Source organism: Streptomyces pimonensis (genome assembly GCF_041380215.1).
Classification (GTDB): Bacteria; Actinomycetota; Actinomycetes; order Streptomycetales; family Streptomycetaceae; genus Streptomyces; species Streptomyces pimonensis.
In genome coordinates this window covers 26238-45568 of record NZ_JAHWZY010000020.1, presented here as the reverse complement: position 1 = coordinate 45568, position 19331 = coordinate 26238, and the positions used below count along the sequence as shown (strand labels likewise).

15 protein-coding genes are annotated in these 19331 nt (G+C 70.7%); 1 reads left to right on the top strand and 14 read right to left on the bottom strand.

Features of this window, described 5'->3' with window-relative positions:
• Positions 1-33 precede the first annotated feature (33 nt).
• The 11 genes from KYY02_RS20715 to KYY02_RS20665 form a co-directional block, all read right to left on the bottom strand.
• Positions 34-1032, bottom strand: a complete 999-nt coding sequence (locus KYY02_RS20715; protein WP_371239997.1) for an acetylxylan esterase — start codon at positions 1030-1032, stop codon at positions 34-36.
• A gap of 41 nt (positions 1033-1073) precedes the next feature.
• A complete protein-coding gene (locus tag KYY02_RS20710; RefSeq protein WP_371239995.1) occupies positions 1074-2372 on the bottom strand; it encodes a Gfo/Idh/MocA family protein in 1299 nt (432 codons plus the stop codon).
• Positions 2373-2448: 76 nt separating this feature from the next.
• Positions 2449-4161, bottom strand: coding sequence for a right-handed parallel beta-helix repeat-containing protein (locus tag KYY02_RS20705; protein WP_371239993.1), 1713 nt, complete (start codon positions 4159-4161; stop codon positions 2449-2451).
• An 88-nt stretch (positions 4162-4249) separates the two neighbouring features.
• The gene (locus tag KYY02_RS20700) at positions 4250-4978 is read right to left on the bottom strand and encodes a cupin domain-containing protein (protein ID WP_371239991.1); all 729 of its coding nucleotides are present in this window, start codon (positions 4976-4978) and stop codon (positions 4250-4252) included.
• 53 nt (positions 4979-5031) lie between these two features.
• A complete protein-coding gene (locus KYY02_RS20695) occupies positions 5032-5958 on the bottom strand; it encodes a DUF6807 domain-containing protein (protein WP_371239989.1) in 927 nt (308 codons plus the stop codon).
• On the bottom strand, positions 5951-7078 hold the full coding sequence (locus tag KYY02_RS20690; RefSeq protein ID WP_371239987.1) for a Gfo/Idh/MocA family protein: 1128 nt from the start codon (positions 7076-7078) through the stop codon (positions 5951-5953). The genes KYY02_RS20695 and KYY02_RS20690 overlap by 8 nt, the downstream gene beginning before the upstream one ends.
• A 23-nt stretch (positions 7079-7101) precedes the next feature.
• Positions 7102-7998 carry an ABC transporter permease gene (locus tag KYY02_RS20685; RefSeq protein ID WP_371239985.1) on the bottom strand — a complete coding sequence of 299 codons (897 nt, stop codon included), beginning with the start codon at positions 7996-7998 and terminating at the stop codon, positions 7102-7104.
• Complete coding sequence (locus KYY02_RS20680) at positions 7998-8909, bottom strand: ABC transporter permease (protein ID WP_371239983.1); 912 nt, start codon at positions 8907-8909, stop codon at positions 7998-8000. Before KYY02_RS20680 ends, KYY02_RS20685 begins: the two co-directional genes overlap by 1 nt.
• Positions 8902-10041 (bottom strand): ABC transporter ATP-binding protein, encoded by a 1140-nt coding sequence (locus KYY02_RS20675; RefSeq protein ID WP_371239981.1) that lies wholly within the window; start codon positions 10039-10041, stop codon positions 8902-8904. The genes KYY02_RS20680 and KYY02_RS20675 overlap by 8 nt, the downstream gene beginning before the upstream one ends.
• Before the next feature lie 3 nt (positions 10042-10044).
• The gene (locus tag KYY02_RS20670; protein ID WP_371239979.1) at positions 10045-11286 is read right to left on the bottom strand and encodes an extracellular solute-binding protein; all 1242 of its coding nucleotides are present in this window, start codon (positions 11284-11286) and stop codon (positions 10045-10047) included.
• A gap of 254 nt (positions 11287-11540) precedes the next feature.
• Positions 11541-12569 (bottom strand): LacI family DNA-binding transcriptional regulator, encoded by a 1029-nt coding sequence (locus tag KYY02_RS20665; RefSeq protein WP_371239977.1) that lies wholly within the window; start codon positions 12567-12569, stop codon positions 11541-11543.
• A 422-nt stretch (positions 12570-12991) separates the two neighbouring features.
• Here KYY02_RS20665 and KYY02_RS20660 point away from each other — a divergent pair, with 422 nt between their 5' ends.
• A complete protein-coding gene (locus KYY02_RS20660) occupies positions 12992-14389 on the top strand; it encodes an SGNH/GDSL hydrolase family protein (RefSeq protein ID WP_371239975.1) in 1398 nt (465 codons plus the stop codon).
• A 171-nt stretch (positions 14390-14560) separates the two neighbouring features.
• Here the strand turns inward: KYY02_RS20660 and KYY02_RS20655 are convergent, their stop codons facing one another.
• Genes KYY02_RS20655 through KYY02_RS20645 form a run of 3 tightly spaced genes read right to left on the bottom strand, consistent with a single transcriptional unit; the run spans position 14561 to position 19299 of the window.
• Positions 14561-16531: a DUF2264 domain-containing protein gene (locus KYY02_RS20655; RefSeq protein ID WP_371239973.1), complete on the bottom strand. Its 1971-nt coding sequence runs from the start codon at positions 16529-16531 to the stop codon at positions 14561-14563.
• Complete coding sequence (locus KYY02_RS20650; protein ID WP_371239971.1) at positions 16528-17610, bottom strand: LacI family DNA-binding transcriptional regulator; 1083 nt, start codon at positions 17608-17610, stop codon at positions 16528-16530. The genes KYY02_RS20655 and KYY02_RS20650 overlap by 4 nt, the downstream gene beginning before the upstream one ends.
• A gap of 39 nt (positions 17611-17649) precedes the next feature.
• Positions 17650-19299, bottom strand: coding sequence for an extracellular solute-binding protein (locus KYY02_RS20645; protein WP_371239969.1), 1650 nt, complete (start codon positions 19297-19299; stop codon positions 17650-17652).
• Between the last annotated feature and the right edge of the window lie 32 nt (positions 19300-19331).

Sequence of the window (19331 nt, the reverse complement as noted above, 5' to 3'; positions counted from 1 at the left end):
TCCGGTGAACGGCTGTCCGCGCAGCCTAGTTCGTCACCGGGCTCCCGTCAGGAAGGCCGGGGGCGTGCCGCCCCGCCGTGACAGCCAGGCCATCTGTGCCCGCTCGTGGTGGGAGCCGCCCCCCTCGTGGTCGTTGAAGTCGTAGACCTCGATCTCCTTGTCGTCGTGCACCCAGGCGTTGAAGGCGGCGAAGACCGTGGACGGCGGACAGGTCCGGTCCTCCAGAGCCGTCGAGAAGAGGGCGGGGGCGGTCGCTCGGGCCGCGAAGTGGACGCCGTCGAAGTAGGCGAGCGTTCGCCGGACCCGCTCGACACGTCCACGGTGCGCCTTGAGGTAGTTGCCGATCTCCCGGTAGGGCGGGCGGTCGGTGAGGGTGAGCGCCCGAGGGAAGTCGCACAGGAACGGGACGCTGGGCATGGCCGCCACCAGATCAGGGACCAGCCCGGCCACCGCGATCGTGATGCCGCCACCCTGGCTGTTGCCGAGGACGGTGGTGTGCGCGGGATCCACCAGGGGGTGGGAGCGTGCGGCTTCCACCCCGCGCACGGCGTCCGTGAAGAGGCGCCGGTAGTAGTACGTCTCCGGGTCGTCGATGCCCCGTGTCATGAAGCCGGGGCTTGACGGGCCGCTGCCCACCGGGTCGGGCGTGTCGCCCACCGTCCCGCCGCTGCCCTGGCCTCGCGTGTCCATCACGAAGTGGGCCCGCCCCGTCGACGCCCACAGCAGGTGGCTGTGCGACAGGCCGCGTCCGCCGTTGTAGCCGATGAACTGCACCACGACGGGCAGCGGTTCGGTGGCGCCCTCGGGGAGCACCAGCCAGCCCTTGACGCGGTGGCCGCCGAATCCGGAGAAGGTGACGTCGTGGACGCGGACGGTTGACAGACCGGTGGTGACGGGTTCGAAGCGCACGTCGAGATCGTGCTCGCGTGCCTCCCCCAGTGTCCGGGCCCAGAACGCGTCGAGGTCGTCGGGCTCGGCCGACTGGCTGCGGTGTTCCCGGAGATCGTCGAGGGAGAGGTCGAACAGGGCCATGGGTGCTCCTGGGTGAGTGAAGGGCGATGTCCGGAACGGGATCAGCCGAGTCGCGTGCCGTCGGCTGTCAGGGTGACTGGTTGGCCGGTGCGGGCCGAACGGTCGGCCGCCACCCCGGTGAGGACGCTGCTCAGTCCGTCCTTGTACCCGGCACGGCGGCCCAGCGGGTCGGCCGCGTCTCCTCGGAAGACGTCGTCGAGCAGTAATCTGTCACCGCCGCCGTGGCCGCCGACCCCCTGGGCGATGGCCACGTCCTCCGGCCTGCTCCAGTGCTCCTGGACCGTGAGTCGCTCGTGGCCCCCGTCGTGCGCTTCGCCGGTCGCGGTCGGGGCGGTCCCGGCGCCCGTGGGCGTGTGTCCCCGCTCGCGGACCTCCAGGTCGAGCCGGCCGCGCGTACCCGTGAACGACACCCGGTAGCCCTCGTGGGGCGCGTAGGCGGTCAGGGAGTAGGTCAGCACGGTCCGGTCGGTGTAGCGGACGAGGACCGACATGGTGTCGTCGATGGTGACGCCCTCGGCGAAGACGTCCTGGTCCCGCAGATAACCGTCCTCGTGCTCGGCGTCGAGGTACAGCGCCTTCAGGCGCGCGTCCGAGGCGAGGTCCAGGAGGAAGGGGTCGCTGCCGAGGGCCGACGCGCCGTGGGAACGGGCCGGCCGGGGGGTGGTGTACTGGCGGGCCCCCGCCCCGGTGTCCCCGTAGAACCGCAGGCCGGTCTGGGCGAAGACGAGTTCCGGTGAGCTGCCCAGCCACCAGTTGACGAGGTCGAAGTGGTGGGTCGACTTGTGCACGAGCAGCCCGCCGGACCGGCCGTGGTCGCGGTGCCATCGGCGGAAGTAGTCCGCGCCGTGGACGGTGTCGAGCATCCATTCGAAGTGGACGACGGTCACCTCGCCGACACGGCCGGAGGCCAGGACCTCCCGGACCGCGGTATTGCGGGGCGAATAGCGGTAGTTGAAGGTCACGATCAGCCGCGCGCCACTGCGCTCCGCGGCGGCGGCGATCCGCGCGCAGTCGTCGGCCGTGGTCGCCATCGGTTTCTCGACGATGACGTCGACGCCCGCGTCCAGGGCGGCGCACACGTAGTCGGCGTGCGCCGCGTCCACCGTCGTGACGATCACCGCGTCGGCCACGGCGAGGACGGTGTCCAGGCCGTCCGGGGTGTGACAGGGGGCTTCGGGACGGCCGGTGGTCCGCAGGAGCTGGTTGTAGTACGCCATCCTGGTGCCGTTGGTGTCGCAGAAGGCGACGAGGGTCCCGGTGTCGCTCCATTCCCCGAGCAGGGCGTCGACGTACAACTGCGCGCGGTGGCCGAGGCCGATGATCGCGTAACGGCGGGCCATGGGGCCTCCTGGGAGTGGTCGGCACCGGGCGGGCCACCGCGGCGGCCCGCCCGGTGGGGCGGGTTGCGAAGGAGGCTCAGTACTCCACGGCGCCGATGTCGGGTTCCTCGTCGTAGAGCGCGGCGCCCCGGTAGTCGACGCCACCGTTGTCGGGGATGGCGAGGCCGTTGTCGATGAGGACGGAGCGGGCGAGCGGGCGGTAGCCGAGGGCCGTGCTCAGGCGGGGGCCGCTGATGGCGTCACCGTAGGGGCCGGAGACGTCCGGGTCGGCGAACTTCGCGTCACCGCTGACGGCGTTGGTCTCACCGGCGGGCACGGGGAGGTCGGCGCCGCCGTAGTAGTTGGTGTCGTAGGTGATGGTGTCGCTGTTGCTCAGCACCGCGCCGTCCGTCGTCGAGTGGAAGGCGTTGTTGCGGAGGGTGTAGGTGCCGTTGAGGTAGGAGCCGTAGCCGTAGACGAGGTACTTGCTGCCGTTGTCGTTGTAGACGGTGTTGTTGTGGATCTGCGCCGTCGCCCTGGTGTTGGAGTGCAGGTACATCGCGTAGCGGCTGCTGTTGACGATGATGTTGTAGCGGGCCGTGACGCTGCCGAAGCCGAACTGGCAGAAGAGGATGCCGTCCCCGTTGTCGTGCATGTAGTTGTACTGCACGAGCACGTTGGTGGTTCCGCGGTCGGGGTCGATGGCGTTGTGGTCGGCGCCGCCGGCCTTGCGCCTGGTCCCGTACACCTCGTTGTGCTCGATGGTGATCCGGTCGGAGTAGTACGTCTCGATGCCGGAGGTGCCGGCGTGTGCGACCACGTTGTGGTCGATCTGCCCGTCCCTGACGTCGGTGAGGTAGATGCCGTTGCAGCCGTAGTCGGTGCCGGCCTGGGAGATGTAGTTGCCGCTGAGGGTGACGTCGGTGTGCGGGGTGAACCTGGTGTCGGTGGCGGAGGTGCGGGTGCCCCAGCCGGTGGCGACGGCGCCGGGGCCGTCTCCGGTGTACTGCTTGACGATGATGCCGCCGAACGAGGTGTTGACGACGGTGGAGTCGGTGACCGTGATGTCGTTGAGGACGGTGGCGGTCCCGGGCGGGGCGGTGACGTCGGGCACGGTGGTGTCGAAGACGATGCCGCCGGTGCGCTTGGAGCCGTCCCAGCCGGTGCCGAAGTTGATGCCCGGTTCGGTGCTGGACCCGGGGTCACCGGAGATCCAGTTGTCCTCGCCGGTGACGTCGTGGACGTCGACGCCGTCCACGACGAAGTGGTCCAGGGTCTCGGAGTTGTCACCGGAGATGTGGATGCCGCGCAGGTCGGCCAGGTTCTCGCCGGGGGTGTCGGTGGCGGGTGCCTCGTTGCTGACGTCGAGGTCCCGGATCTCCCAGTACTCCTGGTTGTGCAGCCTGACGGCGTCCGCGACTTCGCCGCCGCCCTGGATGGCCGGTTTCAGGGGGGAGTCGTCGGCGCCGGCGTAGGACCCGATCGTGATGGGGGCGGACGCGGTGCCGGAGCCCTTCGGCCACAGCTGCCCCTCCCAGGTGCAGCCCTTGCGGAAGAGGATGCGGTCGCCGGGCTTGAAGGTGGTGGAGTTCACCTTGTCCAGGCTCTTCCACGGATGGTTGGAGGAGGTGCCGGAGGCGGTGTCCTTGCCGCTGCCCTGGCAGGAGTTGACGTAGTAGGTGCGGGCGGCGGCGGAGGCGGGTGCGGCGAGCACGACCGAGGCTCCGGCCGTGAGGGCGACGGCCGTGACCACGGCGCCCAGACGGTGGACGGCTCTGGCCACGGGTGGCGCCCAGCGCGGACTGGACATGGGTGAGGGTGTCCTTCCGTTCGGTGAAGGGGGGGAGACGGTGCGAGGTGCCACCGCTGCGGGGGAGGGAAGCGTCCCGTGCTTCCGCTCACTCGCCCGATCGGCCGGCGCGGCGGATCGGGTCGTAGGCCCGCAGGTGACCGCACATGCCGAGGGTCTCCTCGGCCGGGCGGGCGATGCGGGCGGACTCGGCGTCGAAAAGGTGGTCGATCTCACCGGCGCGCAGGGCGTCGATCTGTGCCAGGGTGCGCTGGGCGGCGGCGAGCGGACCCTGGCGCACGACCTCGGTCCACTCCCCCAGGCGGGGCGCGACCAGGCGGGCCGCGTCCCGGTAGAAGTCGTGCAGGGCCCGGGTGTTGCCGCTCTCCCATTGGTGTACGAGTTCGGTGAAGCCGGCCACGGCGAGGTCCCGGCGGGCCCGCGCGCGTTCCGGGCTCGGCCGGCCGGTGTCGTCGAGCAGGGAGACGGCCCGGGGATACGCGTCGGGGGTGAGGTGGCCGGCGGGGAAGGTGAGGACGGCGTCCCCGGCTTCGGGGAGCCCGCTGTTCTGCATGACGACCGTGACGCGCAGGTCCTCGTCGTTGACGGCGCGGTGGATGGTTCCGGGGGTGAACCAGACGACGTCCCCCGGCTCCAGGATGTGCGTCCTCGGACCCTCGGTGTTCAGTGTCTGGAGCCGGCCCCGGCCGGCGGTGACGACGTAGCCCTCCGTACAGGTGAGGTGCATGTGCGGTGAGCCGCCGTGCTCGTCGTCCGCGGTCGGCCAGGGGTAGGCGCGCAGCGCGCTCAGGCCGACCGCGCCGGGGAAATCGGGCACGGGGCGCGTATCGGTCCGTCCTCCCCGGTGCGGAACGTCGGTACCGGTGTCGCTCACAGGGCGAACTCCGCCGCCAGCGGCTCCAGTTCTTCCCGCCCGATCCTGCGGTCGACGAACACGAAGCGGTGGCGCAGGCGCAGCGTGTCGCCGGGCGGAAGCTTGATCTCCGTGTCGAACGCGGGCGAGGGGTTGAGCGCGGCGAACTGCTTGCTGCGGGCGAACCAGGTGAGGGGGACGTCCGCGGACGTGGTGCCGGCGAGGGCGAGGACGGTGGCTCCGCCGTCGATCTCGTCGTGGTCGCTGGCGATCGCCGCCCAGGGGACGCGTGCGCCCATGAGGTCCTCGCCCTCGTGGCCGTCGGCGCCGATGACGTCGCCGTCGGTCCAGGCGCGGGGGCCGCGCCAGAACAGGCCGGTGTAACCGGCGTTGGGCCGCCCATGGGTGGTGGGGCTGCCCATGCGCAGGGCGTCGTCATGGACGTTGGTGAGGTCGCTGCCGAAGTCCAGGGCCCAGATGCCGCGTGCGGGGTCGGCACTGTGGAAGCGCAGGGTGCGTACCTCGGTGAGCCACCGGTCGTCACTGGAGGCGACCCAGTCGAGGTGCTCGCGGAGGGTGAGATCCGCGTCCTCGGTGGTGGTGTCCTGGTCGAAGGCGCGGTGCAGTTGGGTGCCGTGGTTCTCCCGCCACACGTAGCCGTGCCCGGGGGCGCCCTCCTCGAAGGTGGGGCCGCCCCAGAAGTTGTCGCCGGACAGGTGGGACCAGGTCATCTGAAGGCCCTTGTGCCATCGGTGGTCCCATGGGCGGTACACACCGAGCGGCGCCCCCGACAGGGTCCGCAGCGGGTACAGGTACGGCTTGGGGGACTCCTCGACGGGGGTGTCGGGCCGGTAGACGTAGTGGGCGACGTCCGTGCCGCCGACGCTGACGACCGCTTCCGTGCCGTTGTCGTCGTGGCGGAGGATGAAGGGCGTGTCAGGCACTGGCGTGCTCCTTGTCGGCATCCGGGGAGGGCGCGGTCGCGGCGGGGCCGTTCATGGCGTGGTAGTACGGGTTGTCGGGGGTCAGGTCGGCGGGCGTGACGGGGCGGCCGGTGGCCGCGGACTCGTACAGCGCCGCGATGAACGCGAGGGTGCGGCGGCCGTCCGCACCGCTCGCCTCGGGGCGCCGACCCTCGCGCAGGGCGGCCAGCAGGTGGCCGAGCTGGGCGGCGTGCGAGCTGGCGAGGTCGTCTGCGGGCGCCCCGAGGGCGCTCGGGCCGTCGCCCGCCCGGTGCGGAGCGGGCGTCCAGGTCCAGTGGCTGTTGTCGTAGCCGTACAGGTGGCTGAGTTCGACCGTCGCCTCGGTGAAGTCGAAGCGCAGGTAGCTGGTCTCGCGGGGCGAGAGGACGCTGTTGACCATGGAGACCATCGCCCCGGAGGCGAACCGTACGATCGCCATGGAGACGTCCTCGGTGTCCACGTCGCGGGCCAGGGTGCCGGCGGCGGCGCGGACCTCGGTCCAGTCTCCGAGGAGGGACAGCATGAGGTCCATCTGGTGGATGCCGTGGCCCATGGCGGGCCCGCCGCCCTCGCTCTCCCAGGTGCCCCGCCACGGAACGTCGTAGTAGGCGTCGTCCCGGTACCAGAGGGTGTGGCAGACGCCGACCAGGGGGGTGCCGAGGGCGCCGGTGCGGATCTGCTCGCGCAGGGCGCGCGCCGCGGAGCCGAAGCGGTGCTGGAAGACGTACGACACGTAGGGGCCGCCGTCGCGTTCGTGTGCGGCGATCGCGTCGTACTGGGCGACCGACACGGCCGGGGGCTTCTCGCACCACACCCAGACGCCGGCGTCCAGACAGGCCACTACGGCGTCGTGGTGCGCCGCCGGCGGGGTGCACACGACGACGAGGTCGAGCCGTTCCGCCGCCAGCATCTCCGGCAGGTCGTCGTAGGCGGCGGGGACGTTCCAGCGGGAGGCGAAGGCGACCGCCCGGTCGGCGTCCAGGTCGACGACCGCGACGACGGTCGTCTGGTCCTCGTGGGCGCGCAGGGCCTGCAGGTGGGCGTCGGCGATGTTTCCGGCACCGACGACCGCCACCCGGGCGGGGTGGTGAGCGTGAGTCATGGGTCTCTTTCCGGGGGAGGTGTTCAGACGGCGCGGTGTGCGCTGCCGGACAGTGCCTGGGCGGGGTTGGAGAAGCGCAGGCTGATGGCGAGGCCGATGAGGGCGATGGCCATGTAGAAGACGGTCATGGCGGCGGTGAGGGCGGCCGGCGGGCCGCCGGGATCGGCCATGGCACCGAAGATGGTGACGACCAGGGTCTGTGTCTCGGCGCTGGAGACGAAGAACGTCAGCTCGAACGAGCCGAGTACGCGTACCAGGCAGAGCACGCCGGCGGCGACGATGCCGGGTGTCAGCAGCGGCACCAGGACCCGCGTGAACAGCTTGAGGTTGTTCGCGCCGAACACCCGGGCGGCGTCCTCGACCTGCGGTGAGATCTGTTCCACGAACGGCACCGTGATGAGGATGACCAGCGGGAGGATCGGTACGAGGTTGACCAGGATCACCGACAGCAGGGTGCCGCCGATACCGAGGCGGTACATCAGCGCCGCGAGCTGCACGGCGTAGGTCAGGGGCGGCAGGATCACCGGAAACAGGGCGAACAGCATGATCGCCGAGCGGCCCGGGAACGACTTGCGGGCCAGGACGTAGCCGGCGGGCACGCCGATCACCAGGGCCAGCAGGACGTCGGCCACGGCCACCTGGAAGGTGACGGCGAGCGACGAGGAGAGACCGGGGGCCTCCCACGCCTGGCGGAACCAGTCGGAGGTCACCGAGCCGGGCAGCCAGCCGGCGCCCCAGGAGCCGCCCAGGGACGCGACGATCACGGAGGCGAGGACCGCCAGCAGGAACGCCCCGAACAGTCCGGCCATGATCCAGGTGACGACGGCGGTCACCGTCGGGCGTGGCTTGGACGTCCGCCTGGGCGAGGCGGCCCCGGTGGAGCGGGGGCCGGCGGTCGGAGGGGTGGTGAGGGTGGTCATCAGCCCTTGCCTCCTACCGCGGGTCCCTTGTACAGGCGGTTGCGCAGCAGCACCATCAGGGCGAGGAACAGCAGCTCGATGAGGGTGAGCACGATGGCGATGGCGGACGCCTGCGCGTAGTCCGAACGCTGGGACGCGGCTTGGTAGATGGGGATCGTCAGGACGTGGGTCTCGTTGTCGGGCTGGCCGACCAGGATCGCCGAGGGGAAGATCGCGAACGCTTCGACCAGGGCGAGCATGAACGTGGTGAGGATGCCGGGCATCGCCAGGGGCAGGGAGATCTTCCAGAACCGGGTGGCCCGGCCGGCCCCCAGGGTGGCGGCGGCGTTCTCCAGGGCCGGGTCGATGCCGCCGAAGAAGCCCATGAGCAGCAGGAAGGCCAGCGGCAGGGTGGTCAGGACGGCGGCGATGAAGGTGCCCTCGTAGTTGTAGAGGAGGTCGGCCTTGGGCAGGCCGATCGCCTCCAGCGCCAGGTTGGCCCAGCCGTAGGGGGAGAACACCCGCAGCATGCCCTGGGCGATGAGGATGCTGCCGAAGGTAATGGGCAGCATCAGGACCAGGGTGACCAGCCTCCGGCCGCGGAAGTCGCGTCGGCACTGGTAGGCGAGGGGGGTGGCCAGGCCGACGCTGACCAGGGCCACGGGCACGGCCAGCCGCAGCGTCTTGAAGATGGCGTCCCGCTGGTAGGAGTCGCCGAAGAAGTCCTGGTAGTTGGCGAACGGGCCGCCTCCTTCCAAAGGCTGGAAGGAGATGGAGACGCCGTAGAGGAAGGGGTAGAGGAACAGCGCGCCGATCACGACGAGGGCCGGCAGCAGCAACAGCAGCGACCAGTCGATGCCGCGTTCGGCCAGCCGGTGCTTCAGGGGCCGCCGGCCAGTGGTCGCCCGCGACGGGTCGAGCACCTCAGCCATGCGGAGCCTCCCCCGCACCGGTTCCGGACGCGGAGGACTCGGCGTAGACCAGGACCCGCTCCGGCACGACGCCCAGGTCGAGGACGGCGCCCGCGGCAACCGGCTGGTCGGTCTTCAGGTGCAGTACGGTGTCGTCGCCCGTGCGGGCCCGCACCGACAGTTCCCGGCCGTGGTACTCGACCACTTCCGCGACCGCCTTGACGGAGTTGCCGGTCGCGCCGGAGCCGACCACGAAGTCCTCGGGCCGGATGGCCACGGTTACCCCGGCTCCGGGCTTCAGCGTGGTGCCGGAGCGGTGGCTGCCGTGGATGACGGTGCCGTGGGCCCGCACGCCGACCGCGTCCCCGTGCCCGGTGGCCTCGACCTGCGCCGGGAAGAGGTTGCGGTAGCCCATGAAGCCGGCGACGTACGCGCTGACCGGGTTGGTGTACACCTCCTGCGGCGTGCCCGTCTGCTCCAGCACGCCCTTGCGCAGCACGACCAGGCGGGTGGCGAGGGACAACGCCTCCTCCTGGTCGTGGGTGACGTAGAGGACGGTGAGGCCGCGCTCCTGGTAGAGGCGCTTGATCTCGGTGCGCATCTCGATGCGCAGGGCCGCGTCCAGGTTGGACAGCGGCTCGTCCATGAGGACGATCTCGGGTTCGATGGCCAGGGCCCGGGCGATGGCGACGCGCTGCTGCTGTCCGCCGGACAGCTGCGAGGGCAGTTTGGCCGCGTGCTCGTGCAACTGGACCAGCCGCAGGGCGCGCAGGGCCCCCTCCTGGCGCTGTGCCTTGGGGACACCCCGCATGCTCAGGCCGAACTCGACGTTCCTCTGCACGCTCATGTGCGGGAAGAGGGCGTAGTTCTGGAAGACCATCCCGAAGCCGCGTTTCTCCGTCGGGAGGGTGTCGATCCGGGTGTCGTCGAGCCAGATGGAGCCGCTGGTGAGCGGCTGCAGGCCCGCCAGGCAGGCCAGCGCGGTGGACTTGCCGCAACCGGAGGGGCCCAGCAGTGCGACGAACTCACCCCGTTCGAGGTCGAGGTCGAGCTCGGCCAGGGCGGGGGCGCCGGCCTTGGCGTACTGGCGGGTGACCCCTCGCATCGACAGCCTCTCGAAGGTGACCGCGGGCTTGGTGCCTGTCATCGCCATGGCTCAGCTACCGACCTTGGATCCGACGTTGCGCTGCCAGAGGTCGAACGCCTCCTGCATCCTGTCGGGCGCCAGCGCGACACGGACCTCACCGGTCTTCAGGGCCTTCGGGTAGAAGTCGGGCCGGCCCCACTCCTCCACGAAGGCGCCCACCTTCGAGCCCGAGTTCTCGGTGGTGACGTCCTTGTTGGCGGTGGTGAGCACACCGGTGGTCAGCCGCTCCTGCTGCGCCTCCCGGTCCACCAGGTACGACTCCAGCTTCAGGACGACGTACAGCGTCTCGGCGCTGACGCCCTTGGGCACCATCGCGAAGTGGCCGTCGCTGATCCAGTTCTGGTTGTCGAACAGGGCGATGCCGGTGTCCGCGGGCCAGGTCCTCGTCTTACGGTTCGACACGTCGTGGGCGATGATCGTCGGGATGACCTCCAGCTGACCGGCTCCGAACTGCTGCGCCAGGATGGTCGAGCTGGCCGGGTAACTGTTGACGTACTCGCCCAGTTCGGCGAGGTAGTCCCAGGTCTTGTCCCAGCCCTTGACGGGGTCCTGGGGGTCGGAGTCGCCCAGCATGTAGGGCAGGGCCTGGATGAAGGCGCGGCCGGAACCGGAGCCGGAGGGCTGCGCGTAGGCGAACTTGCCCTTGTGCGCCTTGGCCCACTCCAGGAGTTCCTCGGGGGTGGCCGGGACGTCGCCGGCCTCGACCTTGTCCGGGTTGTAGTCGATGAAGGGCCCGTTGGGGTCGTAGTTGATCAGTACCCCGAGACCGTGGGCGGTCTTCTGCAGTTCGGCGCGCGGCGCGTCCTGGATCGCGGAGAGGTCCGGCAGCGAGTCGGCGTTGGCCTCGACCTGCTCCAGCAGGAGGTCCTGCTTCTCAGCGGCGCCGAGCACGTCCGGCCCGCCCAGGACGAGGGAGACGTCCATCTTGCCGCCACTGCGCTGCGCCCGGACCTTGCCGGCGACGTCCGGACCGGCCGCCGTCTGGTAGGTGACACCCGAGACCAGGTCCGGGTTGGCCTTCACGAAGGCGTCGATGGCGGCCTTGCCGCCGCCGGCCAGGTTGCCGCCACCGTCCATGACGGTCAGCTTGATGGGCTTGGCCGGCTTCTTGGGCGTCAGGGAGTCCGCGGCCGACGAGGAATCGGTTCCGGGCGCGCCGCATCCGGCGATGGTCAACGCCGCCGCCAGAGCAATGGCGGCCCCTGTGAAGGCCCGGGCGCGTCCGCCCCGGGCAACACCTTGCTGTGTCACGGGTTTTCCTTTCGCCACTCCGGCCTCCGCGCGGGAAACGGCCTGGTCCGCCGCCTCTCCCGGTCCGCTCGAGTGGGATGAATCGATGAGAGATCCACCACGTGTCGCACCTGCCGTGGTGTCGGAGCGACCATAGTGATCGATCACTTTTTGCGTCAATACCCTTGCAGATGATCGATCACTTTTGCTCTGGTGAATCTCGGCGTTCGTAAACGCCGCCAACATAAAGCGCCTTCGGGCTAGCGCTTTTCTACTCACCAAGGAGGGGGACCACTGGACCCTCGGGGGACGAGTTCATACAATTTACTTTCGCTAATTTGCATAGCCCGCTCGCCCCGGATTGCGGCGAGCAGGGACGCCATCGCCTGCCGCCCCAGCGCCTCCCCGTCGCTCCTGACCGTGGACAGCGTCGGACGCAGGTAGAGACCGAACGGTTCGTCGTCCCACCCGAAGACGCTCACGTCTTCGGGGACCCGGATCCCTCGATCCTGAAAACCCCTGATGACCCCGATGGCCACGTAGTCGTTGGCCGCGAGCACCGCCGTGACGCCGGAGTCCGCCGGGAGTTCCCGGGCGGCCTGGTACCCCGAGCGCACCGACCAGTCCCCGTCGTAGATGCCGTACGACTCCAGACCGTACTTGGCGACGGCCTCCGCGTACACGGCGCGGCGGTTGTCGGCCGACGCCCAGCCACGCAGTCCGGCGACATGCAGGAAACGGCGGTGTCCGAGGTCGGCCAGGTGACGGACGATGTCCTCGGCCGGCCTTCCGTCGGCCAGCTTTCCCCGTGAATGCATGTCGTCGTCGTACTCGCCGAACACGATCACGGGCGCCGTCTCGCCCTTCATACGCGCACCGAGGTCACCGAGCGGGGTGAACGACAGGACGCCCTCCGCCTGCCCCGATGCCAGGAGGTTCAGGACACCCTCGGCGCGTCGGCCCTCCCCGCCCTCCAGTCCGATGACGTCGGTGGTGAACCCCTCCTCGTACGCCGCGGCGGAGGCGCCCCGGAGCATGGGGATGGGCACGAAGTTCGTCAGCTCCGGCAGCACGATCGCGACCCGGTTGGTCCGCCGTGTCCGCATGGACCGGGCGATGAGGTTCGGGTGGTAGTCCAGTTCGGCGATGGCTCGGTCGATCTTGGACTTCGTCGTCGGCTTCATGCCGCCGTCGTTCTTCAGATATCGCGAGACGGTTTGGTGCGACACGCCGGCCAGCCGGGCGACCTCCCAGATGGTCGCGCGCTTCCTCTTCGGTCCTGCCGTTCCTGAGCCGCCGACCATGCCGATATGCGTCCTTCCCTTGAACCGCGCGACGGCCGATCCGCCGGAACAGGCGAAACCGACGCCCTGACCACGCAGTCGATTGCTCCGAGCATAGAACGGCGGCCGGGCCGGTCCATCAATTCCGCACTCCTCCGGCGGAGCCGGGCACGAGGGGGTGGCCCAGGGCCCCGCCTCTTCCGGGCCGCCCCGGGAGCGGGGCGGAGGACGCCGCACCAGGCGGCCCGGAAGCGGCCGGACGAAGCAAAGTGATCGATCACATGCAAGGGTCTTGCTCTCCGGGGTGAACGATCACTACGTTGCCCCGGAACCTTCCGCCGCCACCGTGCGCCGATCCGGCGGCTCCGGCCTCCCGATCCCCTCCCCCTTTCCCCGCACCGCCCGGATCCGTTCCCGGCAACCCGAGACCCAAGGAGTTCGACGTGCGATCCTCCATGGACAGAACCGGTCCGCGAGCACGGAGACGGACCATCGGGCTCGCCACCGCGGCCCTCCTCCTCACGGGGCTCGCCCTGCCCGGTACCGCCTCGGCCACCGGCCTCGCCCCGGTCACGCTGATCAGCGAGGACTTCGACGACCCGACCGGGTCCACCGACTTCGGCTTCCCGACCGGTGCGGGGACCGGTGACGGTGTACTGCACCTCACGGACGGCATGCGCAGCTACACGACGTCCGTCAAACGGTTCCCGTCCTCGATCCGGGAGGAGACGACCCTGGACCTGCGGTTCGACTGGAGCACGGCGATCGCCGACCCGGCGATGAAGACCGGTCTGGAGCTGCGCGACGACGACGGGCGCCTCGTCTTCGCGATCGCGTCGACCGCCACCGAACTCCGTTACGCGGTGACGGGACCCGATTCCACCTCCGCCTCCGCGACGGACGACCTCAACCCCGTGTGGAACCGGACTCCTTTCGACAGCAGCAAGTGGTTCACGGTGGACCTGCACATGGACTTCTCCGTCGGCACGCTCCAGTACGCGATCACCACCAAAGAGGCGGCCCCGAGAGTGATGGCCTCCGGGACGGAGGACATCACCGGGACGAACCTCGCGAAGTTCGTCGCCTGCAACTACTACGGGACCGGTACGCAGTCGATCGACGACTTCAGCCTGTCGCGGCCCGCCCACTCCGCCCAGGGTTCCCTGGCCGGCACGTCCGTCTACGCCTTCGGCGACAGCATCGTCCAGGGCAACGGGTACGCACGTGGCTTCGTGGACTTCGTCGCCGAACGCGAGAGGATCTCGCTCACGAAGTACTCGAGGAACGGCGCGACGCTGGGCCCGGCGCCCGATGCCCACGGCGGGCAGATCATCTCCCAGGTGCGCCGGGCCGTCGCCCAGGCGCCCGACGTCATCGTCTTCGACGGTGGGACGAACGACGCCTCGGAGATCCACGACAACCGGACGTACGAGCTCGGGCAGGTCGGCGATTCCCTGGATCCTGCCGACCTCGACACCGGTACCTACGCCGGAGCTCTCGAAGCAACCGTCCACGCGATGAGGGAGAAGTGGCCGACGTCCCGGATCGTGTACGTGACCACCCACAAACTGGTCTCACGGGACTGGCAGACCCAGCTGGCTCTGCGGGAGGTCACGTTGCGGGCGGCCGAGAAGTGGGGTGTCACGGTCGCCGACGTCTTCGGTGACACGACCCTGGACACCCGGATCGACGCCCAGCGCGTGGCCTACACCTTCAACGGCCGCGACGCCAACGGCTTCCCGACCAGCAACGGCAGTGGCACGCATCCCAACATCACCGCCATCACCGAGTTCTACGTGCCCGTGCTGACCGCCCGCCTGGTGCGCCCCGACGACCGGTGACTGCCGGCTCGTGATCCGGCGGGCGTGCCGACGCCCACGCGGAGGCGGTGCGCCGGTCCGGCGTCGCAGCAGGGCGGGCGCGGTGGCCGGCGCCGTCGACGGCCCGCCAGGTCCGCCGTGCCGCACGAAACGGTGGTGGGCCTGCGGACCGGTCCGCGGGCCCACCACCATTCACCTGCCCGCGGGAACGTCCGCCCGTACGAGTTCGCGGTGTCCGTCGGGGAAGCGGATCTCCACGGTCCCGTCGGGCATCGCGCGGGCGCGGGCGTCACTCTCCGGCGCCCGGAGGACACCGTGGACGGCGGGGTCGGCGGAGAGGACCACCAGGGTGGCCAGGAGGAGGGTGCCACCGGGATGGGCGGCGGTCAGTAGTGGCGTGGCCGAGTGGGCGCCGTGGGCGTTGTGTCCGGACCGGTGGGCGACCGTGCCGTGACGGGCGTCCGGACCGGTCTCCCAGCCGAGCAGTCCGACCAGGGCGCTGGTGAGGCCGTCCCGGCGGACGGCCACCGCCCGGCCGGGACCGCTGCTGCCGGCGGGGGGTTCGTCGTCGTCCGCGACGGCCCAGCCGCCTTCACGCACGGTGAGGCCGGCGGGGGCGTCCACCACGTGGACGCGCGCCTCCCACGGGCCGTGCACCACGCTCGCGCTCACGATGCGGGCCGTGGGGGGATCGGCGTCGCGCAGGCAGGGGGTGTGCCAGGAAGCGGCCCGGGACCCGTCCGTGTAGAGCGGGTGGATGCGTGTCCGGAAGGTGGACCCGGCGTCCCCGACCAGTGCGATGTGGTTGTCGTGACCGGAGGGGCCGTCCTCTGGCGGGGTTTCCGGCGCGGTGGCGGTGGAGTACGCCAGGCGCGCGTAGTGGGGGTTCTCCTGGGCGGTCGCCGGCGGGGGCGGGAGCCGGTCACTGCCGTGGTTGACCAGGCGCACGATGCCGTCGGCGGCGGTGGAGTGCAGCAGCCATCCGGGGGCCGGCAGGGTGAGTCGGCGGTCGGCGGTCTCCACAGGACCCGGTTCCTCGGTCGCCGTCCACACGGGGTGATCGGCCGGGAGCAGCAGACCGAGGAACGCCTTGGCGGCCCAGTAGGGGGACGCCGGCCCCGAGTAGGGCTGGGTGGCCGGGAGGAACGGCCGGTACCAGCCGAGACTCAGCAGACCCCGCTCGTCGGGGACACCACGGTCGGTGAAGTGCTTCAGCGCGCCGGAGGCGAGGCGGCGGGTGCGGCCGGGCGGAAGAGGGGTGGCGTCGGCGAGGACGCCCGCCCACAGCGGAGCGGTGGTGGCGTAGCGGTAGGTCAGGGAGCGGCCCTGGTACAGGGGGGCGCCGTCCGAGCCGAAGAAGTACTGATGGGTGTCGAGGAAGGTGCGCAGTCGCTCACGGTGTTCGCGGACCGGACCGCGGTCGGCGCGGGGGCCCGCGATGCGTGACCACAGCACCGGGTAGAGGTGCAGCGCCCAGCCGTTGTAGTAGTCGAACTTCCGGCCGTCGCCGTCGGTGTACCAACCATCTCCGCGGTACCAGTCCTCCAGCCGGGCCAGACCCGCGTCGATCTCGGCGCGGCTGTGCGGCGCGTCCACGGAGGCGAGGAACTCCTCGGTGACGACCTGGAAGAGCCGCCAGTTGGAGTCGTTGGCCTTCGCTCCGACGAAGCCGCCGAGCCAGTCGACGGTCCGTTGCCGTACGGCGTCGGGCAGCCGGTCCCACAGCCACGGGCGGGTCTCGTGCAGCGCGACGGCCACCGAGGCGGCCTCGACCATGGGCTGGGAGTGATCCGTGATCGGCGGCCAGTGCTCGGGGTGGGCCGGATCGGTGCCGGCGGCGAGGCCGGTGGCGTAGCGGTCGACGAGGTCGCTGATGACGGCGCTGCCCGGCGGGTCGACGCCCTGGGCGCCGGCGATGCGGAAGGCGGCCAGGAGGAAGGAGCGGGCGTATCCCTCGAGGCCGTCGGACCACGCGCCCGAGTACCCGGTGCGGCCGGTGAGACGGTACTGGGCCAGCCCGGGTGAGGCGTAGGGGCGCAGACTCGTCAGGAGGCGGTCGGCGGCGGCCTCCCAGTGGGCGCGGGTGTAGCCGGTGAGCGGCGACAGAGTGAGGTCAGAGGGTGGCAGGTGGCCGGGGCCGGCCGACAGGTGGGGCGCGGTCATGCGGGGGTGGGTCCTCCTGTGTCGGGGGCGCCGCCCGGGCGGGGCGGCGGGCCCACGCTGTCGCGTACGACGATGTGGGTGCCGAGGATGTGCGGGACGCCGAGGGCGTCGCTGCGGTCGCCGAGGGCGAGGCGGACCGCGGCGCGGCCCAGTTCCTCGGCCGGGGTGCGGACGGTGGTCAGAGGCGGGTTGAGGTCCTGGGCGAGAGGAGCGTCGTTGTAGCCGACGACGGAGATGTCGTCGGGGACGCGCAGTCCGGCGTCGGTGACGGCGCGCAGGACGCCGGCCGCCACCATGTCGTCGCCGGCGAAGACGGCGGTGAACTTACGTCCCTGCTTCAGGAGTTCGGTCATGGCGCGGTGTCCGGCGGACCGGCCGAGCCCGCAGTCCACCACGTGGGCGGCCTCCGGGGGCAGTCCGTGCTCGGCCAGAGCCGTGCGGTAGCCGGCGGTGCGTGCGTCGAGGGCGGTGTTCCCGGGCAGGCCGCCGATGAACACGATGTCCCGGTGGCCCGCGGACAGCAGGTGGCTGGTGGCGGCGCGGGCACCCGCCTCGTTGTCGAATCCGACGACCAGGGCGGGCAGGTCGGGATCGGGGGAGGGTCGTCCGCACAGCACGAGACGGGAGCCGACGGCGTTGAGGGCGTGGGCGTAGTGGGCGACGCGCGCCCGGTAGGAGTCGTCCTCGACGACGCCGCCCACCAGGATGACGACACCGGCGCCCTCCTCCCGCATGAGCTGGACGAAGTCGAGCTCGCGCTGGGGGTCCCCACCGGTGGTGCCGACCAGGCACAGCCGGCCGCGCTCGGCGGCCTCGGCCTCCACGCCCTCGGCGACGTGGGCGTAGAACGGGCTGGTGACCTGGCGCAGGACGACGGCGACCGTCTTGCGTCCGCCGCCGACCAGGGCGCGGGCGTGGGCGTTGGCGACGTAGTCGAGGGCGCGGGCGGCGCGCGTCACGCGGGTGCGGGTGGCGGGCGGCACCGGGTAGTTGCCGGACAGGACGCGGGAGACGGTGGCCACCGATACTCCGGCCCGCTCCGCGACGTCCCGGATCGTGACCCGCTTCTTCTGCGTCATGCTGTTCCCGTCCTCCCTGTCCGTGCCGCCGGTACCGCGTCACGCGTTGGCGGCGTGCTCCTTGGCGAATTCCTCGGCCACTCTGTCGCCGCCCTGGGAGCGCCACCTCTTCATCACCGCGTCGTACTCGGACATCGGCGTCCGTCCGGCGATGATCGCAGTGATCGTGTCGTTCATCATCCGCTCCAGGGTCGACCCCTGCTTGGTCCAGGTGGCCGACTGCAGTCCGTAGGAGGCGTTGCGGATGGCGACCGGTATCACCTTCTGCTGCCAGTCGTGCAGGGAGCGGACCACCTCCGGCATGCCCGGGACGAAAAGCACCTGAGGTCCCTCGGCCAGGTAACGGAAGGGCAGGTTGCTGACGTTGTCCACCTCGCCGGCCTTGGTGTACTCCGGTGAGCCGTCCTTGGCCCGGGTGAAGTGCGTGCCCTCCAGCCCCCAGTGCACCAGCTCGTACTCCTTGCTGCCGAAAGGGGCGGCGAGGTAGTCGAGGATGCGCAGGAGCATCTGGATGCGCTCCTTCCTGGCCTTCTTGAGGATCGTGTAGCCGAAGGACCGGCGGGCGGCCTTGATGCCCCCTGGCCTGCCGTCCACGCTGTACGGCAGCGCGGGCGCGGGGGTCATCAGGCCCTCGGCGTCCCGGTAGAGGGTGGCGTACGAGCCGAAGCCGTTCTGCATGGAGCCGACGGTGCCGTTGAGGAAGGCCGTCTGCAGGTCCGGGGTGGACATGGACGTGGCGTCGGGGTGGTACGAGCCCTCCTTGCGCAACCGGGCCTGGAAGGCGATGGCCGCCTTGAAGCGCTCGTCGGTGTACATGGAGTGGAAGTCGCCCTTGTCGTCCACCGCCCAGTCGACCGGGGCGTTGAACGCCGTGGCGTGCACCGCGTTGCCGAAGGTCGACCCGTTGGACGCGCCCAGGGCGTACGCCTTGCCCCGGGTGGCCTTCTTGGCGACGGCGGCGAAGTCCTCGGCGGTCCAGCCCTCCTTCATGCCGGCGTCCGTGAACATCCGCCGGTTGAGCCACAGCGTGGAGCCGGGCATCGGGCGTTCCAGCGGAATGCCGTAGATCAGACCGCCGATGCGGCCCATGTCGTGCCATGCGTGCGTGGGGATGTTCGCGAGGTTGGGATAGTCGGTGACCGCGTCACCCGACAGGAACGGGGTGAGGTCCTCGGCACGCCGCTGCACGAACTCCGCCTCGCGGGGCAGCTCGTAGCCGGAGAAGAGGTTGATGATGTCGGGCAGGGCGTCCGGGTCGTTGGCCATCACCGTGGCCATCTTCTTCTCGTAGTCGCCTTGCGGGACGACGGTGTACTCGATCTTGACGCCCAGTGCCTTCTCGACGGCCTGCCAGTACTTGTTCTGGTCCCTGCTCTTCGGCGGTACGCCGAAGGAGACGGACATGACCTTGACGGTGGAGCCGTCGCCCGGTGTGCGGGACACCGAGGTGGTCAGGTCGGAGGGGTAGGTGGTGTAGCCGGCCTGGACCCCCGAGTCGGTGGGTGCGAGGTCGGGCCTGGCGCCCGCGACCGGCTTGTAGTCGGGCCACGGGGCGAGCTTCTTGCCGGAGTTGGAGACGTCGCCGCCTGTGGACTCGCTGGAACAGGCGGTGAGCAGGGTCGGGACGGAGACGGCGGTTCCGGCTGCGGCCATGGAGCGCAGCAGGGTGCGTCGGGACATGCTGGGCATGACGGTGGGCCCTTTCGGGTGCGGTTTGTGAG